Here is a 20,379-nt window from a genome sequence, read left to right on the forward strand (position 1 = left end):
GAGTAGATAAGGAGGAAGTCTATGCAAATTTCATTAATTCAGGCAGTATTAATAGCAATTTTTTATTATCTTTCTTGGAGTCCATGGTTGACTTATGTTGGATTTTTTACATGGAATAGACCTTTGTTAGCTGGATTTGTAACAGGAATTATATTAGGAGACCCTGTTCAAGGTGCAATTATAGGAGCAGGTATAAATATGATATATTTAGGATTTATATCAGCAGGGGGGGCTCAAATGGGGGACCCAGCTTTTGCAGGATATGTGGGGACTGCTTTAGCTATAGCATCTAAGCTAGATGTAAGTACTGCAATGGCAATAGCAGTTCCATTAGGTACTGTTGCAACGGTTCTTTGGATTGGAAAGATGACAGTAAATTCTTTTTTTGCACATTGGGCTGATAAGGAGGTTCAAAAGGGGAATGTTGACAAAGTAGCATTTATAAACATAGTCCCTCCACAGATACTATTATTTGCAATGAGTTTTATACCTGCATTATTAGTTGTTTATTTTGGACCAAATGCCATAGATGGGATGTTGGAAGTAATGAATGATAATGTACTTCATGTATTTAATGTAATTGGAGCTATGTTACCAGCACTTGGAATTGCTATGAACTTAAAATTGATTGGTAATAAATTTACTATGCCTTTTTTCATATTAGGGATATTAATGGCTGTTTATTTTAAAGTAGATATAATAGTAATATCTGTTATTGGGGTAATACTTGCTCTTACAATTACTTCAATCAAGTACGGAAAAGATAGTGCTACATCTTAAATACATGAGAGGGGGAAAATATTATGTCAGATATAAAAAGTGAAGTGTCTAAGAAAACGTTAAGCAAGAAGGATGTAATAAAATCATGGTTAAGATGGTTTTTCTTTGCACAGTCTAATTATAATTATGAAAGATTACAATCAACAGCATTTTCACATTCAATGTTACCAGTACTTAAAAAACTATATCCAGATAAAGAAGAGTTAAAACAAGAAGTTGAAACTCATTTGGCATTTTTTAATACAGAGCCTATCTGTGGATGTGTTATACATGGGATAACAATAGCAATGGAGGAAGAAAAGGCTAATGGTGCAGATGAGATAAGTGGAGATGGTATGAATGCAATAAAAACAGGTTTGATGGGTCCATTAGCAGGTATTGGTGATACTTTAACTCAGGGAGTTATAACACCAATAGTGTTAGCTGTTTGTATTGGTTTAACTGAGGGAGGAGCATCAATTGCAGGACCTATATTATTTGTAATAGCTCAATATGTAATAATGACTTCAATTTCTTATGGAATGTGGACAAATGGATATAAGTATGGTAAAAAAGCTGTTGAAAGCATACTTCAAGGTGGGATAGTAAATAAGGTTATAGAGGGAGCTTCTATACTAGGTACTTTAGTTATGGGAGGACTTGTAGGTAGATTTATTAATTTATCCACACCAATAAGTTATACTAGTGGAGATTTTAAATTTAGTCTTCAAACTGATTTACTTGATAAGATATTTCCAGGATTAATTCCTTTGGTACTTACATTATTAGTACTTTTTGCCTTAAAGAAAGGACTTTCTCCAATAAAAATAATGTTTATATTAATAGTAGTGGGAGCTATTACAGGTATTGTGGGATTATTTTAAATAAATGTATATACTGTATGTTTCAAAGAGGATTATAAATAGATTGATTAAATTTATAATAGAAGTAGTAATAAAAGGTATAGTAATTAGGGTAAATTAAATTCATAATAGAGTAATTTTTAAGATTATACACATTATACAGAGTATATAATCTTTTAAAAAGTACCTCAGAAAGATTTTTAATCTAGATGAGGTACTTTTTTATTTGTACATGAAATTTTAAGTTGATTTAAAAAGATAGCAATTACATGTAATTAATATATTATAAATAATTGTAAACTTCTTGTAACATATATTTTATATAATTGAAGCAATGGATATAATATGTAATATGATAATAAATTTTAGGGATGTGAATAGATGAATATATTAATTGCTGATGATGAAATTAGTATGCTTAAGATACTTTGTGCATATTTCAAAAAAGAAAATTTCAATGTACTTACTGCAAAAAATGGGGAAGAAGCTTTAGATATTTTTTATGAGAATAAGATAGATTTAGCGATATTAGACTGGATGATGCCAGTAATTGATGGAATAGAGGTTTGCAAAGAAATAAAGGAAAACAGTAACACAAAAGTGCTTATGTTGACTGCCAAAAGTCAAAGTGAAGATGAGATAGAGGCACTTAATATAGGAGCAGATGAATACATAAAAAAACCATTTGACCCTAGAGTTTTAATAATAAGAGCGAAGAAACTAGTAAATTATAAGAATACAATCAATATTAAAGATTTAAAAATAGATTTTAGTTCAAATAAAGTTTTTAAAAGTGGCAATGAACTACCATTGACTAAAAAAGAATTAGAATTAATGCACTGCCTAATCAATAATAAGGGGATTGTTTTATCTAGGGAAAAACTTTTAGATTTAGTGTGGGGCTTGGATTATGATGGAGATTTTAGAACAGTAGACACACATGTAAGGAGATTAAGAGCGAAGATAGGAGAAGATATAATAAAAACTTATAGAGGATTAGGGTATAGTTTGGAGGACTTTAATGACTAAACTAAACAAAAAACTGTCCATAAGCATATCCATAGTAGTTGTAGTTGTATATGTGATGTCGATAGCTATAAATAGTATGTTTATTCATAGATATTATTTACATGAAAAAAGAAATATATTGGATAATATTGCAGATGAAATAAAACATAAAGACATAAACAGATTAAAGTCAGATATTGATTCTATTGAAGAAAAAAATAATACAGATATAGTATATATAGAATTAAATGAAGATTACAAAGATAAGGGCAATATAGATAAAATAAATAATGATTTATTAAATGCATTTTGGAAGAAAGGACTAAGTTTAAATAAATTTTGGATTGAGGAAGATAGCTTAAAAAACATTGATAATAAAAGTATAAATAAAATATATAATCAGGGTAAAACCAAATATAGTTTACTTGTAAAATTTATGAAGAAAGATAATTACTTGTTTGCTATATCTATACCTATAGAACATTCTGAAGAAACTATTAGTATTGTAAATAGATTTAATATAATTATGGGTATTTTTTCAGTAATCATAATAACTATACTTATATTTATCTTATCAAATAGAATTATAAGACCTATGGAAAAGCTAAAACTTCTATCTAAAGATATATCTGAATTGAATTTTAGAACTGAATCTATAAAAACTAATGATGAAATAGAAGAATTAGCCTATAGCATAAATATAATGAGTGTAAAGCTTGAGAAAGCACATAATGAATTGAATAAGAGAAATAAGAATCTAAAATCTTTTATATCAGATGCATCTCATGAAATGAAAACTCCAATAGCACTCATAAAAGCATATGCTATAGGTATGAAAGATGGGCTAGATGATGGTACTTATACTGATACAATAATTGAACAGGCAGAAAATATGGCTAATACAATAAATACTCTTTTGTACTGGGCAAAATATGAGAAGAGAGAAGTTAATTTGCATCCAGTAGATTTAAAGGAAAGATTATATAAAAGTTTGAAAAACTATGAACTTTTGATTGATAAAGGTAGTATAAGTGTTAAGTGTAGTATAGAGGATAGAGACTTTGTAATAAGTTCAGATAAAGATAGTATAGATATAGTATTTAATAATTTGATTAGTAATGCGATAAAGTATACTAGTAATAATGAAATAGAGATTAATCTTTTTGAAGAGAATGAGAATGCTGTATTATCTATAAAAAATGGTATAGATTATGATATGGAAGATGATATAGAGAATATCTGGAAGCCTTTTTATGTTTTAGAGAAGTCGAGAAGTAAAGAACTTTCTGGCACAGGTCTTGGTCTTACTATAGTGAGAACTATACTTGAAGAAAATAATTTTGGATACAGGGTTGAAATTTGTGATGGAATGATAGAATTTTATATTATCTTTATAAAAGTAATTTAAATTAAAATATAAATATAAAGAATAATTAAAAAAATATCATAATTATTTGTTTTTCATATGGAAAAAATTGGTTTTATAAGATATAATTACAAGTGTAAATAATAAAATTTATTTGTAAAAAAAGTAGCACTTTTAATTCTAAGGGCTACTTTTTTTATGTAAAATCCTCTCTTTTACTACAATTCATTAACAAAAAAATTAAATCTACGTTAAAGTCTAAATTTACTAACTTTTCAATTAATTAGAAAACTTGTTTATTTCCTTATAATAACTATAATGTAAAAAAATAGTAAGTGAATTATATATTAATTATAAAATCATTATAGTCAGAAAACCTCTTTAAAATTAAGCATTAAGTATCCCTTAGAATTAGAACGGGAACAGAATTAAAAAATTTAAATGTTATCAAATGGACAAGGGGGAAAAATACAATGAAAATACCAAAGAAGATTGCTGCCATGCTTACAGTTACAATGATAGCTGGAAGTTCAACAGCAGGTATAGCTAGTGCACAAACTGTAGCAACAAATTTAACGGGACAAGAAAGATATGAGACTGCTGTTAAAATAAGTCAAGATGGATGGAAAAATGCAGATGAGGTAGTAATAGTAAATGACTCATCTATAGCAGATGCGTTATCTGCAACACCATTTGCAAAGGCAAAAAATGCTCCAATACTTTTAACAGGTAAAGATAAATTAAATGATAAGACAAAAGCAGAGATACAAAGATTAAAAGCTAAAAAAGTATACTTGATAGGTGGAACTTCTGTATTAAGTACAAATATAGAAAAACAAATAAAAGATTTAAAAATATCTTTTGAGAGAATCTCTGGAGCTGAAAGATACCAAACATCTTTAGAATTAGCTAAGAGATTAGATGCTATAAGTGATGTTAAGAAAATAGCTGTAGTTAATGGTGAAAAAGGGCTTGCAGATGCAGTAAGTGTGGGAGCACCAGCTGCACAAAACAATATGCCAGTAATACTTGCTGATTCTAAAAATGGAACAGCAGTAGCGGATAAATTTATAAAGGATGCTGGGATAACTCAATCTTATGTAGTAGGTGGAGAGAGTTCGGTTTCTGAGGCTGTTAAAAATAAACTACCAAATAGTACAAGATTAGGTGGAACAGATAGAAATGATACAAATGCAAAGGTAGTAAAAGAATTCTATAAGAATACAGATTTAAAAAATGCTTATGTGACTAAAGATGGTATGAATAAACAAGACCAACTTATAGATGCATTAGCAGTAGGTGTATTAGGTGCTAAGAATCAATCACCAGTAGTTTTAGTTGGAAAAAATTTATCAGCTTCACAAAAATCTGTAGTTAACTCTAAGAGCTTTGATAAAATAACTAAAGTCGGTGGAAATGGTAATGAGACAGCATTCAATGAAATGAAGTCATTACAAGAAGTAAGTACAATTGAAGCTAAGACAATTTCTGAGTTAAAATCAGCTGTAGATAAAGCTACTGCAAATGATGTTATAAACTTTAAACCAACTAGTGAGGTTAAAGAAGCATTTACAATACAAACTGATAAAGCAGTAACAGTAAATTTAAATGGTACATATACAAAGACTGTAACTATAAACATGCCTAATGGGGATGTAAACAACTATGCAAAAGTAGATGATGTAGTTATAGATGATGTAAAAGATGGAACTTTCATTAACTATGGAAAAATAACTAACTTAAAGGTTAATGATAAAAATGGAGCTAAGATAGAGAACAATTCTAAAGGTGAGATTGGTAGTTTAACAGTAGCATCTGGAGCAAGCCAAGTAAAAGTGACTAATGGTGGAAAGATAACTACAGTTACAAATAATTCTAAAGGAACTACTATAGATAATAAGGGCTCAATAAGTAGTGTTAAGGGAGATAATTCTCCAACAATAAGTGGAAATAGTCCAAGTTCTAATTCATCAGGAGGAAGTTCATCAAGTGGAGGAGGCTCACATGGAGGAGGTTCATCTTCAGGAGGAAGTTCTTCTAATCAAACATCAGTAAATAATGAGGCAGCAAAAATAACAAGTGTAACTACACCAGCAAAAGATGCAACTAAACTGACTATGCCATCAGTATCGAGTGGATACACAATAAAGATAAAATCATCAAGTGATGAAAGTGTTATAAAAAAAGATGGAACAATATTACCACCAAATACGGCAACATCAGTAAAATTAGTGTTTACAGTAACGCATACATCAAGTGGAAAGACAGCAGATACAAAGGAAATTTCTGTAATAGTACCAGCTAAATCAACTGATGAAGAATTACAGATAGCAGTAAATAATGAGGCAGCAAAAGTAACAAGTGTAACTACACCAGCAAAAGATGCGATTAAATTAACTATGCCAACAGTAGCAAGTGGATATACAATAAAAATAAAATCAGCAGGTGATGAGTCTGTAATAAAGAAAGATGGAACAATAATACCACCAGATGCAGAAGAAACAGTAAAAATAGTGTTTACAGTAACACATATATCAAGTGGGAAAACAGCAGATACAGCAGAGATAGATGTGGTAGTGCCAGCAAAATCAACAGAAGTAGTAGCAGCAGTATCAACTGTAAATGCAACAAATGGGACATTAACAATAGTACTAGATAAAGCGCCAACAGTAGATCCAGTTGCAGGAGATTTTACAGCAAATAAATCAATAGATGGAGGACAAGAAACGGAGTTAGCATTAGATAACTTCAAATATGAAAAAGCTACTAAAACAATAACATATACATTTACACCAATAGAACAAACAGATGCAAGTCAAAGTGTAGTAGTAGGAGTTGAATACAAAGGTACGACTAAAAAAGCAGATGCATTTACAATAGATGCAAAAGATGTAGTAGCAGCAGTATCAACTGTGAATGCAACAAATGGAACATTAACAATAGTACTAGATAAAACACCAACAGTAGATCCAGTTGCAGGAGATTTTACAGCAAATAAAGCAATAGACGGAGGACAAGAAACGGAGTTAGCATTAGATAACTTCAAATACGAAAAAGCTACTAAAACAATAACATATACATTTACACCAATAGAACAAACAGATGCAAGTCAAAGTGTAGTAGTAGGAGTTGAATACAAAGGTACAACTAAAAAAGCAGATGCATTTACAGTAGATGCAAAAGATGTAGTAGCAGCAGTATCAACTGTGAATGTAACAAATGGAACATTAACAATAGTACTAGATAAAACACCAACAGTAGATCCAATTGCAGGAGACTTTACAGCAACTAAAGCAATAGATGGAGGACAAGAAACGGAGTTAGCATTAGATAACTTCAAATACGAAAAAGCTACTAAAACAATAACATATACATTTACACCAATAGAACAAACAGATGCAAGTCAAAGTGTAGTAGTAGGAGTTGAATACAAAGGTACAACTAAAAAAGCAGATGCATTTACAGTAGATGCAAAAGATGTAGTAGCAGCAGTATCAACTGTGAATGTAACAAATGGAACATTAACAATAGTACTAGATAAAACACCAACAGTAGATCCAATTGCAGGAGACTTTACAGCAACTAAAGCAATAGATGGAGGACAAGAAACGGAGTTAGCATTAGATAACTTCAAATACGAAAAAGCTACTAAAACAATAACATATACATTTACACCAATAGAACAAACAGATGCAAGTCAAAGTGTAGTAGTAGGAGTTGAATACAAAGGTACAACTAAAAAAGCAGATGCATTTACAGTAGATGCAAAAGATGTAGTAGCAGCAGTATCAACTGTGAATGTAACAAATGGAACATTAACAATAGTACTAGATAAAACACCAACAGTAGATCCAATTGCAGGAGACTTTACAGCAACTAAAGCAATAGATGGAGGACAAGAAACGGAGTTAGCATTAGATAACTTCAAATACGAAAAAGCTACTAAAACAATAACATATACATTTACACCAATAGAACAAACAGATGCAAGTCAAAGTGTAGTAGTAGGAGTTGAATACAAAGGTACGACTAAAAAAGCAGACGCATTTACAATAGATGCAAAGAGTATTTCTGCAAGAACATTAAAAACAAGTCTTACAGATGTAGCAAGATCTGTAATTAACCTATTAAAAATAAATGAGTAAGAATGAATAAACATTGATACTTATATTTTTAATTAATCTAATATTAAATTAAAATTTAAATTATGTATAAACCTCTTAATTGGTATAAATTTAGAAATATATTAATTAAGAGGTTTTTTATATGAATATTCGTCTTAATTCACCAATTTTATATACAAAAAATACTGTAGGTAAATTTGTTTTTATACAAATCTATTTACAGCCAAGAATAAGAGTGTAATGAAAAATGAATACTAACATTTAATGTATCTAGTATATTTAAAATATAATATATAAATTTTAGAAACTTTACATATAGCTTAGTATGCTTTCAAATATTCTTTTGTTGCTTAAATATATACTTTAAATAAGTTAGGCACTTTTAATTTTTATTACAAAACTTCACATAATTTTCATATGAATTATCTATTAAATTCACATACAAGAGTTATTATATAAACATAGAAGATAGTAAAACTAGCTTAAAAACATAATATAATACCCTATATGAAATAGTGGCAACTCTCCCTCACATCCTCAATTGTTGCCACTATTTTAATTTTTTGTACAAAATAAAAAACCCCACAATAAAGTGGAGTCTTTCACAAATCTCATCTAACCTAAGCCTTAAAACAAACAGAATTTTTAACCTCAAGCTTTCTATTTATCTTAGCAACCTTAATCTTAATCTTATCCTTCAAAGGAATACATCCTATATTACTTTCACTTTTAACATCAACACTTCCAACAAACTTGCCAGAATCATTGTAATACTTTGCAACACCAACAATATCTCCCTTATGAATAGGATAACTCATATTTTTAAACACTATCTTAGGGTGTATATTCTCATTATCGGAAACAACCCCATACAAATCTTTATCAACTTTAACAGTTATCTTAAAATCATCAACACCATCAACACAAGGAGTCTCTATAATGTCCCCCTTATGAGCTATCTTTTTAGAATGGAAATTGTCTTTACCATACTTCAATAAAGTAGCAGAAGAAGAAATTCTATTCTTCTTATTACCATCACCAAGAACAACTCCTATTAATCTATGATTTCTTTCATTTTTATCGTCCTTAGGTACCATCATAGAAAATGCAAGGCAATAACCAGCATTATCTGTATAGCCTGTCTTTATTCCATCAACACCAGGCACTGAAACTAATAGGGGATTTGTGTTATAGTGTGTAAAATCTTTCTTCGTATCATTATATACTTGCATAGTAGTTATTCTAGTAACTTGACTTTCATAATGGTCATACATATACTTTCCAAGTGCAACTATATCGTGAGCTGTTGATATATTTTCAATAGGTGGCTCCTTATGTTCTGGGTCAGTATATATAGGAAGTCCGTTTGGATTAAAATAATACGTATCAAGCATTCCTATTTCTTCAGCTTTCTTATTCATCATATTTACAAAATTCTTCTCAGTTTTACCAACATGTTTAGCTATAGCCATAGCAGCATCATTTCCGGATACAAGCATAAGACCTTGCATAAGCTCTCCTAAAGATATTTCATCACCATCTTTAAGTTTACAAGTAGAACCACCTACTGAAGCCGTAGACTTGTCTATCTTTACCATATCAGTTTCCTTTACCTGATTCTTATTGACTGCTTCTATTGCAAGTAAAAAAGTCATCATTTTACTTAAACTCGCTAGAGGCATTTTTTCATCACTATTTTTTTCAAATAATATTCTTTTAGTTTTCTGGTCTATAAGTAGTGCAGCTCTTGAAGAGTTTGGTACTGGTGGAGCATCTGCAGATGCAAATCCAGGAGTTATAAATATACAAATTAATGCAAGTATTGTTAACTGTTTTATTTTTTCTTTCAAAATCTCATCCTCCATTTCATATATTAATTAACATGCACAAAGTAGGTACTGTAAGTTTTATTTATTTAGATACTCATTAATCATATCTATTATATAAGCAATTTCTTCATCTGGTATCAAGATATTAAAGTAAGCTTCTGTTGGCTTAAAGGCCTCATGTATTAAATTATACAGTTCATAATTTTCACTGATTAACTCAGTGATGTTATTATATGGAAAAGTTGTATTTTTAAAACATCTTTCTATCATAAAAGAACAATGAAGTATATATCCTAACTTAAACTTGCTTTTTAGACCTTCATCTATCAATTCTATTATTGAAAATAATGATGAATTGACATAATTGAATAATTTAACAGAGTCTAAAAGCTCTAAGTTTTGAGACATAAAGTTTATTATTAGGCTGTTATATGATAAATTTGTTTCTTTTATGTTAGTAATGCTACTGGCATTAAATGTACCTTCTATTATTTTGTTCAACATATCTAGACCATACCCATTTAGGAGTTCTTCTATGTGAATAAATGGGGTATTAGCCACATTAAAATCTACACTGCCAACAACTGCCAAAATTTTAGTGTTACTAAATTTATTTCTATACATTTTAAAACTCTCTATATTATGAGGAACTAAATTAATACTGTATTTATTAATACTTTTTAATGAAGAGTTTATAAAATCTGCTATCTTCATAGCTGAACCATAACCCGTTATACAAGTCGTTATTATGGCATACTCTCTTGACTTCTCAGGATAATTTATTTCTGTTGAATCAATTGCAGCTCGCCCAATATATGGATTTAAAGAGCTTAAAGAATTAGCCAATTCATCCAAAGTCATTTCTGGTAGTGTGCTTTTTCTTACTGCCTCTAAAACTATTGGAGTAGATACCATCTCAATAGAGCGTGTTTTAATTTTTGTTTTTTCTGAAATAAGTTCTCCAAAAGCTATGAGAGAACCCATATCTGTTAAAAGAAGTACTCCCTTACCTTCATCACATTCTTTTACTAATTCTATAGCTTTATCAAGTATAGTACTTACCTTTACATCAAGAGGCATGTCAATTGCATTACAGTGGTTTGTACCAAGTAATGAATTTGCTACATCACACATACTACTTGCTGTTGAATTTCCATGAGCAAGTATTATAACACCTATACTTTCAGATTGATTATTTGGTTCAAGGTATGTGCTATTTAGAAACATAGATATAAATTTTACTTCATCTTTAGGTAGTGATGTTTGTAAATCATTTTCGATTATACTTAAAACTATTTTAGCTATATTTAAATCTTTATCTAAGAAAATTTTATCATTATATAGATTGTATTTAGGGTTATATGTGTCTTGATTTATATTTTCTATAAGTGCACTTATATGCATTGAAAGAGCAATATAAGTTTGTTTTGTATATTTGTTTCTCGATATTTTTTCAGCTTCTTTTAAAGAGTGTTCAACAGCATAGTAAATCTTTGGATTAATTACCTTGAAAATTTCATTACTTGTATAATCAGAATGAGTTACTGAAGATATTGAAAGTAACTTTGTAGAGTATTTTTCCATATAATTTATAAACATACTCCTTATGTCATTTTCTAGATAAGGAATCTCTGTAGAATATTTAAACCCATTGTTTGGTGTATCTATATTGTATTTAGAGAGTTCTTTTGTATATTCAACCTCCAAATTGTTACCATTAAATTCATAAAAAAGCATGTAATCAAGTTCTGATAATTTATTTAGATTACTGCGATTTTCATTCAATTTTAAAAGACCAGTGTATATATAATCAGGAACAAGAGACAAATCTATTTCTATATTTTCTTTTAGACCAGTCTTATAATTTAAAAAAGCTCTTGCACTCATAAGTTGTATATCAGATTTAAGTTGACCTATATTACCAAAACAATCATAAAGAAGTAAAGATTTAATGACATCTTTGTGAACTCTTATAGTTGCATTGGTATATTTAGATTCTATAATAAAGAAGTATTTAATAAGAGATAATCTTTCTTTTAAGGACCTATCCTGTAAAGCAGGTAGGTTAATTGTAACTGGGATTCTTCTTAAAAAAGTCCCAAGTAGTGAAGAATGTATATCTTCTGTTGTGGCACACACAATAAAAACAGTAGCTTTATGTACGATGTCAGATTCTCCTAATCGTCTGTATATGCCTTTGTCCATCAAAAGAAAAAGCATCTCTTGACCTTCTGGGGGTAATCTATGTATTTCATCTAAGAATAATATACCTCCATCAGCCTGTGCGACTATCCCGAATTTATCCTTATTAGCACCAGTAAAAGAGCCTTTAACATAACCAAATAAATTACTTAAGAGTAAGTTAGCATTCTCTGCATATTCAGCACAGTTAAATACAACAAATTTACTTTCAGAAGAAAAGACTTTACTTTCTACAGCATATTTATACATTGTTTCAGCAAATGTGCTTTTTCCAACACCAGTAGGTCCTATGAGTAATGTGTTAAGACCTTTTGGAGGGTAGAGTATAGCAGATTTAGCTTTTTCTATAGCTAGTTTAAGACTAGAATCCTGTCCAAGTAATGTTGAAAAAATATCTTCTGAGTCATTTTTACTTGATTTAAGTAGCTCATTACAATTACTTATGGAAAACTCAGAGTTGTCTAAAGTATGACCAATTAAATTTTCAATAATACCAGCATGTAAAAACAAAATGGGCTTGCCAGGTATCTTTATAACTTTCTTTTCATTAAATAGGTTATTTAATTCTTTACTGGTATTACTTCTATCAAGAGATGAATTATTAGCAACTTCTATTGTAGTAAATCCTGCTTTCTCTGATTGAAGGTCTTTTAAAGTTATATTTTCACATAATTTATGTAGTGATAATAGAACCTTATCTTTTCTTAGCATATATTGCCTCCTTTCTTTATATTTAAGTTATACTTAAGTTATATTAAATATATTATAATATATATTTGGTATTAAAATAAGGTTTATAGTGGATATTTTGTATTTTACTTTTTAATATGTTGTTTTGTGTAATGGATGGTGTTAAAATAAGAGTTGCATTATACTAGATATAGATTTTTATGGATTTAGTTAGGATATTATGTTGTTATATAAATAAATATAAGTTTTAAATACATTTCAATATATAACTATCAAATTAAAGTAAAACTCGTGAAAGTTAAAAAACAAAAAATTAGAAAGTACATAGTTTTATTGAAGAGAATACTATACAATTTAAAAGATTATATCAATGGTTGAAAGTGTTTGTTATATATTAATTCAGCCATTTTATGCTGTAAACAACTTTAAAATTTAGTTTTGACAAGCATAAAAAACAAGTTTTTTCATAAAATGTAAATATTGGATATTGTTTATTTAAAATAGTTTAAATAAATAATATCTTGTAATAAAATATGAATAATACTATAAAAGAATGGGAGATATGTTTTGTGGATATAGATAGAATTTTAAACTTTTCCTCAAACGCAGGTAAAGCTATGTTGCAAAGTGGAGGAGAAACTTATAGAGTTGAAGAAACGATAGCTAGAATATGTCAATCTTTTGGAATAGACCATGTAGATGTATTTGCGACCCCAACAGCTGTAATGGCATCTGTGTTTGTAGATGGAAAATTACATTCAGCAATTAAAAGAATAAGCTCAAGAAGGGTAGACCTAAACTTGGTTCATGAGGTTAACTCATTATCAAGGGCAATAAGTATAAATAATTTAGATATTGAATTATGTGAAAAAATTTTAGATGAGATAAGTGAAGATAACTACTATTCAGATTTAATAACAATATTTTTTGCAGGCATTGCAGCAGCGACATTTTCGATACTATTTGGAGGAAATATAGAAGAGTTTATAGCCGCATTTACTGTGGGAATTTTGACTAAGTTTGTTACTATGTACTTAAATAAATCATCATTAAATGACTTCTTTGTAAATGCAATCGGAGCAGTTATTATAGCTCTTTGTTCTATTATAATCTTGAAGCTTGGGTTTATAAAGACAATAGACCATCTGATAGCAGGAGCGATAATGTTATTAGTACCTGGTCTGGCATTGACGAATGCTTTAAGAGATTTATTAGATGGACAATTGATTTCTGGTCTTGCAAAGTTAGCAGAAGTATTTTTTATAGGTGTATCTATAGCGGTAGGAATGTTCTTGGTACTTGGATTGTACTTCAAGTTAGGGGGGATATAAATGCATTTGTTTATAGAGGTAATAGCAGCTTTTTTTACAGCCTTAAGCTTTGGAGTGCTATTTAATATGAAAGGAAAGAATTTGATACTATCTGGTATAGGTGGAAGTATCGCTTGGTTTTCATATAAATTTTGTTTGAATATGGGTGTGACGGAAAACTTATGTTTCTTTATAGCTACAGTATGTTTTGCAATATATTGTGAGTTATGTGCTAGAATTTATATGACTCCAGCAACCACATTAAGTGTATGTTGTCTAATAATATTAGTACCAGGTTATGGAATATATAATACTATGTATTCTGTTTTGACAAATAATTATATCAAAGCAGTAGAGTATGGTGTAAGTACATTATCCTGTGCAAGTTCAATTGCGTTGGGACTGGTATTTATAACTACAGTATTTAGAAAAGTAAACTTATATGGAATGTTTACCAAAATAAAAGAAAATGAAAAATATAAGAAGGGTATAAATAAAATTAAGCCACAAAAATAGAAAAAATTGACTTTTAGGTAAAAGGATGATAATATAATAACATAAAATAGAATAAGAATATCTAAATTAGAAAAGATGTTCTTATTCTATAGAAATAGTTTTTTTTTATTTCAAAAAACTGACAACTTGCATTACAGATGTAAGTTTTAGTGTTCAGTTTGTACCAAAAAATTTGTACCAATGCTAGAAACCTTAATTTAAATTGAAAAGGGGGAAGATTTCAAGATGGAAAAGCTGTCGGATAAGAGAAGAGTCAAGGCAGTAAGTATGGAAACCTTCGTATTTATTGTACTATTGGCGGTAGGATTTGGATATGTAGGAAGCATCATGGGTGCAGGTATGATGTTTAAAGTAATAATGAGTACAGCACATGCGCTTTTATTAGATACAGTATTTTTAATAATGGCGATGGCAGTTCTTGCAGGTGCACTTAGTGCATTGCTTTCAGAATTCGGAGTAATATCCTTAGTTAATAAGATATTTAAAGGTCTTATGAGACCTATATGGGGCTTACCTGGTGCTAGTATAGCAGGAGTAGTTGCAACATATTTATCTGATAATCCAGCTATTATACCATTTGCTAAAGACAAAACATTTACACAATATTTTAAGAAGTATCAAGTACCTGCTTTATGTAACTTAGGAACAGCCTTTGGTATGGGGCTTATTGTAACGACTTTCATGATAGCTCAAGGTAAAGAATATGTACTACCAGCTATAATAGGTAATGTTGGGGCAATAATAGGTAGTATTATTAGTGTTAGAATTATGTTGACTTTTACTAAAAAGTATTATAATTATGACCCTAAAAGCGATACTGAAAAACAAGTAAATGAAAAAGGTGCAAAAATTGAAGAGTTTAGAGAAATAAGAGATGGTAATGTATTCCAAAGAGGATTGGATGCTATACTTGAAGGTGGTAAGTTAGGTGTTGAAATGGGTATGGCTATAATACCAGGAGTTTTAGTAGTTTGTACATTGGTTATGTTATTAACTTTTGGACCATCTACAGACCCTGCTACAGGTCAGGCTGTTTACACAGGAGCTGCATATGAAGGTATAAAATTATTACCTGCTATTGGTGATAAAATTAGCTTCATAATAGAGCCATTATTTGGATTCACATCACCAGAAGCAATCGCATTCCCTGTAACTGCATTAGGAGCTGTTGGAGCAGCAATATCTTTAGTACCAGAATTTATAAAATCAGGTGCTATAACTCCTAATGATATAGCAGTATTTACAGCTATGGGTATGTGTTGGAGTGGATACCTAAGTACACATATAGGTATGATGGATGCTTTAGAAGCAAGACCATTAGCTGGTAAAGCGATACTTTCACATACAATAGGTGGTTTATGTGCAGGTATATGTGCCCACTTTATATTTATGCTCGTTGGATAAAAATGTTCTAGAAATCAAATATTAAGATATTATAATTTATAAAGTTGAATAAACTAATGATTTAAGTATAAAATAAAATTAGTAATTTAAATATATAGAGGTGCTGTTTTGAAATAGAGATTTACTTTCATTTTAAGACAGCACCTTTTAGTAATTTAGATAAACTAATTAAATGTATTGATTGAATTTATTATGATAAAATTGTATTATATACAATAGAGTCAATTTAAACAGTAACAATAAGGAGGAATTGTAGTAGATGAAAAAGGAACGACTACATCATGAAGACTTAAAAGAGTATGATTATGATGAAGATGATTATCTCAGTAGAAAGGTGATTATTAAGGACTTCATAAAAACTATATTGGTTATGATGATTGCTACTGGAATATCAGTAGTTTTTGAAAAGGTAGGTTTTAATGAATCTAATATTATATTGGTATACATATTAGGTGTGCTGTTTGCTACAAGTATAACGTATGGGTATTTTTTTGGAATACTTTCTTCAGTAATAGGAGTGCTATCATTTAACTTTTTCTTTACACATCCATTATATACTTTTTTAGCCTATAGGAAGGATTATCCTATAACATTTTGTATTATGCTGATGGCAGCTATTATAACAAGTACCCTAACTTCTAGAATAAAAAGAGAAGTGAGACTTTCTCATAAAAGAGAAAAAATGATAAGGTTGCTTTATGAGAACAATAAAACATTACTTAAAGCAAAAAATAAGAATCAAATTATTGAGTTTTGTGGGACTAATTTAGTAAACATGTTAAATAGAACTGTTATAGTAACCATTTCAGATGGCGATAATAATTTAGGTAAGCCAAGTATCTATATTTGTAACAATGATGGGAGTGAGAACATATTCCATTCAGTATTAGAAAAGGAAGCTATAAAAGAAGCTTTTAGGACAGGCGAACCAGTTGGAATCGGAACAAAATATTGTAAAAAGAGTAGTGCATACTACTTTCCTATAAAAGGTCAAGAATCGAATGTACTTGGTGTTATAGGTATTGCATGTTTTAAAATAGATATTATTACAGAAAATGAAAAGATATTGTTAGAAGCTGTTTCAACACAGGTTGCATTGGCAATCGATAGAGAAAATTTATTTGAAAAGAATAAAAAAGCTAATCTTGAGGCAGAAAGAGAGAGATTAAGAGGCAATTTACTTAGATCAATCTCTCATGATTTAAGAACTCCACTTACAAGCATATTAGGTTCATCTTCAACAATACTTGAAAATGATGATATGATAGACAAAGAAACTAGAGTAGAATTAGTAAAAAATATATATGAAGATACAAGTTGGCTGACTCATTCTGTTGAGAACATACTTAGTATGACTAGAATAGATGAAGGCAAATTGGATATTGAAAAACGACCAGAAGTTGTTGATGAAATAATAGCAGAATCTATACTAAGAGTGAAAAAGTTTGCTAATAATAGGGATATACAAACTAATATTCCAGAAGAAATAATAGTAGTTCATGTAGATGTATTGTTAATAGAACAAGTTTTAGTAAACTTAATCGATAATGCTATAAGACATACACCTAAAGATTCCAAAATAGAATTAACTGTAAATAAAGAGTCAAATCAAGTTCTATTTGCAGTTTCAGATAATGGAAAAGGAATACCAAATGAAGATATTGATAATATATTTAATAGATTTTATACCAAGAATAAATCTAGAAATCTTGAAAGAAGAGGGATTGGTCTTGGATTAGAGATATGTAAGTCTATAGTAGAAGCTCATGGAGGAGAAATTATAGCTTTTAATAATTCTTCTGGAGGAGCTACATTTAGATTTAGTATACCTATATGTGAAGAGGAGGCGAAAGGCGAGTGGAAATAAAGCCATTAGTTCTAATTGTAGAAGATGACAAGCCAATTTGTAAATTTATAAAGGTGTCTCTTGAAACTCAAAATTATAGGTGTGTAGAGACTGATAATGGAGGAACTGCGATATCACTTATACATTCTCTTGACCCAGACTTAATAATTTTAGATTTAGGGCTACCAGATATTGATGGAATTGAAGTAATAGGACGAGTTAGAGCATGTGCTAAAAATAACAAAATAATCGTTGTTTCAGCAAGAGAACATGAAAGAGATAAAGTTGAGGCTTTGGATGGAGGAGCTGACGATTATTTGACTAAACCTTTTAGTGTAACAGAGCTTTTAGCTAGAGTGCGTGTAGCTCTTAGAAATAAGGCTCAACAAGGCAATATAAACAATGATACTCCAAAGGTTTTTGAAGTTAAAAATCTAAAGATAGATTATGAAATTCATACTGTTTTAATTAATGATAAAGAAATACATTTAACTCCAATTGAATATAAGATTATTGAATTAATGTCTAAGTATTCAGGAAGAGTTTTAACTCATAAATTTATAATAGATAAGGTCTGGGGAAATTACTATGAAAGTGAAAACCAGTCCCTTAGAGTATTTATGGCAAGTATAAGGAGAAAAATCGAAAAAAACCCTGCTCAACCAGAGTATATTTTGACTGAAGTTGGAGTAGGCTATCGTATGGCAGATGAATAGTTATGAAATTAAGATAATATTAATTAGATAAAAATTATCTGCTATTCTAATAAATATGAATATTTTAAACAGAATAGAAATAGCTATGTATATTTTATAATGAATAGATATAAAATCAATTTATCTAATCTTAAATCTACATAGTTATTTTTGTATTTTAAGATATATTTTTTCATGAAATAATATATGTTTTAAATTGGGGATTAATTTCCTATAGACATTACCTTTTGTAGAAAAATTATCTATATAATACTATAGATGTTTGTATAGAAGTTCTTTACCATAAATATAGAATGTGAGATAATAAATTAAATAAAAATAGAAAGTAATGAGGATATAATTTTTAGAAAGTATAAAATTGATGGATTAGGAGCGAAGTTTATGATAGTGGGTATTATAGGCCCTTCAGACTCTGGGTTTAAGATAAAGGATGATTTAAAACAGATAGACAGTGATTTAGAAACTAAAATATATGTAAGAGAAAAAGTGGTAGATACAATAGAAGTTATTTCTAAATGTGAAGATGAATGTGATGCTATTATATTTACAGGATGTGCAGTTTATGAGTTTATAAAATCTAAGTATGAGATAAGCAAACCACATTCATTTGTACCAAGAAGTGGTACAAGCATAATGAAGGCATTTTGGGCAATAAAAAGTGAGGATATAAAGTTAGATAAATTCAGTATAGATGTAGTAGATAGATATGTTGTAGAAGATGCACTTAAAGAATTTGATATAAAAGCTACAAGTGTGTTTTGTAATCCGTTTTCTTTGGAAGTAGGAGAATCTGAGCTTGTAGAATGGCATATAAAATTATTTGAAGAAAATAAAACAGATATAATGTTAACTGGTTTCGGAGCAGTATATAATGAATTAAAAGAAAGAGGTTATCCAGTATTTCGTCTACAAGCTACTATACAATTAATCAAAGAAAGTTATGAGAAAGTAAAGAGTGAATATGCTCTAAGTAAGGCTAGATTTTCTCAAATTGCTGTTGAAATCTTGAGTATAATAGATTATAAAGAGAAGATAGATAACTATTATTCTGATATGATAAAAAAATCAGATATGGATAAGCTTGTAGTAAACTATGTGAGAAGTATTCAAGGCTCCCTATTTTTATTTGGAAGAAATGATTATGTCGTATTTGTCCATAAAGGGGTAGCTGATAATGAGTATAACTACGATAAGTTATTTAAACTGAAGAGAGATATAAAAGATATGGGATTTTCTCTTAGTATAGGAATTGGTACTGGAGTAACTGCATATCAAGCTGAGAATAATGCACATAAAGCATTAAGACGCTCTATAGATTCAAAAGAAATTGGCATATATTTAGTAGATGAAGACGAAAATATAAGAGGTCCTTTAGCCTCAGAAAATGAATTAAATTATTCTTTAATGTTGTCTGATGAAAAAGTAATAGATATATCTAAAAAGACTGGAATGAGTTGTGAATCAGTTGCAAAAATTATTGCTATAAGTGAGAATAGGCAAAGTAAGATTTATGATTCAAAAGAATTAGCAGAATATTTAAATGTAAGTGAAAGAAGTGCAAGGCGTATATTAAATAAAATAGTGAGTGCAGACCTAGGTAGGATATGTGCAAAAGAAACTAGCATTGGTGGAGGAAGACCTAAAAATATTACTGAAATATTATTTTAAAAAACTGCATCAACTACTGCAATAAATTATTATATAAAATACTAAAACCTATGTAAAACAAGCTTTTAAGATATAACT

At 29.4% G+C, this 20,379-nt stretch carries 12 protein-coding genes and 1 pseudogene; 11 read left to right on the forward strand and 2 right to left on the reverse strand.

Annotated features, from left to right (window positions below):
- Positions 1-21: 21 nt before the first annotated feature.
- From Q3223_RS12550 to Q3223_RS12570, 5 genes and pseudogenes are all read left to right on the forward strand, one after another.
- Complete coding sequence (locus Q3223_RS12550; protein ID WP_054269034.1) at positions 22-780, forward strand: PTS sugar transporter subunit IIC; 759 nt, start codon at positions 22-24, stop codon at positions 778-780.
- Positions 781-803: 23 nt separating this feature from the next.
- The gene (locus Q3223_RS12555) at positions 804-1,643 is read left to right on the forward strand and encodes a PTS system mannose/fructose/sorbose family transporter subunit IID (protein WP_054269035.1); all 840 of its coding nucleotides are present in this window, start codon (positions 804-806) and stop codon (positions 1,641-1,643) included.
- A 360-nt stretch (positions 1,644-2,003) separates the two neighbouring features.
- Entirely contained in the window at positions 2,004-2,651 is a 648-nt protein-coding gene (locus tag Q3223_RS12560) for a response regulator transcription factor (RefSeq protein ID WP_054269036.1), read from the forward strand.
- A complete protein-coding gene (locus Q3223_RS12565; protein ID WP_407812066.1) occupies positions 2,644-4,038 on the forward strand; it encodes an ATP-binding protein in 1,395 nt (464 codons plus the stop codon). Before Q3223_RS12560 ends, Q3223_RS12565 begins: the two co-directional genes overlap by 8 nt.
- 431 nt (positions 4,039-4,469) lie before the next feature.
- Positions 4,470-6,038, forward strand: a pseudogene (locus Q3223_RS12570) (cell wall-binding protein CwpV); the annotation flags it as partial.
- 2,702 nt (positions 6,039-8,740) lie between these two features.
- Here Q3223_RS12570 and Q3223_RS12575 read toward each other — a convergent pair.
- Positions 8,741-9,985: a D-alanyl-D-alanine carboxypeptidase family protein gene (locus Q3223_RS12575; RefSeq protein ID WP_176702552.1), complete on the reverse strand. Its 1,245-nt coding sequence runs from the start codon at positions 9,983-9,985 to the stop codon at positions 8,741-8,743.
- A gap of 42 nt (positions 9,986-10,027) precedes the next feature.
- Complete coding sequence (locus tag Q3223_RS12580) at positions 10,028-12,862, reverse strand: sigma 54-interacting transcriptional regulator (RefSeq protein WP_407812067.1); 2,835 nt, start codon at positions 12,860-12,862, stop codon at positions 10,028-10,030.
- Between the two features lie 548 nt (positions 12,863-13,410).
- On the opposite strand from Q3223_RS12580, the gene Q3223_RS12585 reads away from it, so the two are divergent.
- From Q3223_RS12585 to Q3223_RS12610, 6 genes are all read left to right on the forward strand, one after another.
- Positions 13,411-14,172 carry a threonine/serine exporter family protein gene (locus Q3223_RS12585; RefSeq protein ID WP_065388354.1) on the forward strand — a complete coding sequence of 254 codons (762 nt, stop codon included), beginning with the start codon at positions 13,411-13,413 and terminating at the stop codon, positions 14,170-14,172.
- Entirely contained in the window at positions 14,173-14,667 is a 495-nt protein-coding gene (locus tag Q3223_RS12590; RefSeq protein WP_054269041.1) for a threonine/serine exporter family protein, read from the forward strand.
- 225 nt (positions 14,668-14,892) lie between these two features.
- A complete protein-coding gene (locus tag Q3223_RS12595) occupies positions 14,893-16,071 on the forward strand; it encodes a hypothetical protein (protein WP_074180010.1) in 1,179 nt (392 codons plus the stop codon).
- A 259-nt stretch (positions 16,072-16,330) separates the two neighbouring features.
- Positions 16,331-17,938: a DUF4118 domain-containing protein gene (locus Q3223_RS12600; RefSeq protein ID WP_223152756.1), complete on the forward strand. Its 1,608-nt coding sequence runs from the start codon at positions 16,331-16,333 to the stop codon at positions 17,936-17,938.
- Positions 17,929-18,633 (forward strand): response regulator, encoded by a 705-nt coding sequence (locus Q3223_RS12605; protein WP_243194208.1) that lies wholly within the window; start codon positions 17,929-17,931, stop codon positions 18,631-18,633. Before Q3223_RS12600 ends, Q3223_RS12605 begins: the two co-directional genes overlap by 10 nt.
- Positions 18,634-19,014: 381 nt before the next feature.
- On the forward strand, positions 19,015-20,301 hold the full coding sequence (locus Q3223_RS12610) for a hypothetical protein (protein WP_054269044.1): 1,287 nt from the start codon (positions 19,015-19,017) through the stop codon (positions 20,299-20,301).
- The last annotated feature ends 78 nt before the right edge of the window (positions 20,302-20,379 follow it).

The sequence above is a fragment of the Clostridioides sp. GD02367 genome, assembly GCF_045900275.1.
GTDB lineage: Bacteria > Bacillota > Clostridia > Peptostreptococcales > Peptostreptococcaceae > Clostridioides > Clostridioides difficile_A.

Excerpts from the sequence above, each read along its gene's own strand:
- Q3223_RS12550 (WP_054269034.1), top strand. The coding sequence starts at position 22 with ATGCAAATTTCATTAATTCAGGCAGTATTAATAGCAATTTTTTATTAT.
- Q3223_RS12555 (WP_054269035.1), top strand. The coding sequence starts at position 804 with ATGTCAGATATAAAAAGTGAAGTGTCTAAGAAAACGTTAAGCAAGAAG.
- Q3223_RS12560 (WP_054269036.1), top strand. The coding sequence starts at position 2,004 with ATGAATATATTAATTGCTGATGATGAAATTAGTATGCTTAAGATACTT.
- Q3223_RS12565 (WP_407812066.1), top strand. The coding sequence starts at position 2,644 with ATGACTAAACTAAACAAAAAACTGTCCATAAGCATATCCATAGTAGTT.
- Q3223_RS12575 (WP_176702552.1), bottom strand. The coding sequence starts at position 9,985 with ATGGAGGATGAGATTTTGAAAGAAAAAATAAAACAGTTAACAATACTT.
- Q3223_RS12580 (WP_407812067.1), bottom strand. The coding sequence starts at position 12,862 with ATGCTAAGAAAAGATAAGGTTCTATTATCACTACATAAATTATGTGAA.
- Q3223_RS12590 (WP_054269041.1), top strand. The coding sequence starts at position 14,173 with ATGCATTTGTTTATAGAGGTAATAGCAGCTTTTTTTACAGCCTTAAGC.
- Q3223_RS12595 (WP_074180010.1), top strand. The coding sequence starts at position 14,893 with ATGGAAAAGCTGTCGGATAAGAGAAGAGTCAAGGCAGTAAGTATGGAA.
- Q3223_RS12600 (WP_223152756.1), top strand. The coding sequence starts at position 16,331 with ATGAAAAAGGAACGACTACATCATGAAGACTTAAAAGAGTATGATTAT.
- Q3223_RS12610 (WP_054269044.1), top strand. The coding sequence starts at position 19,015 with ATGATAGTGGGTATTATAGGCCCTTCAGACTCTGGGTTTAAGATAAAG.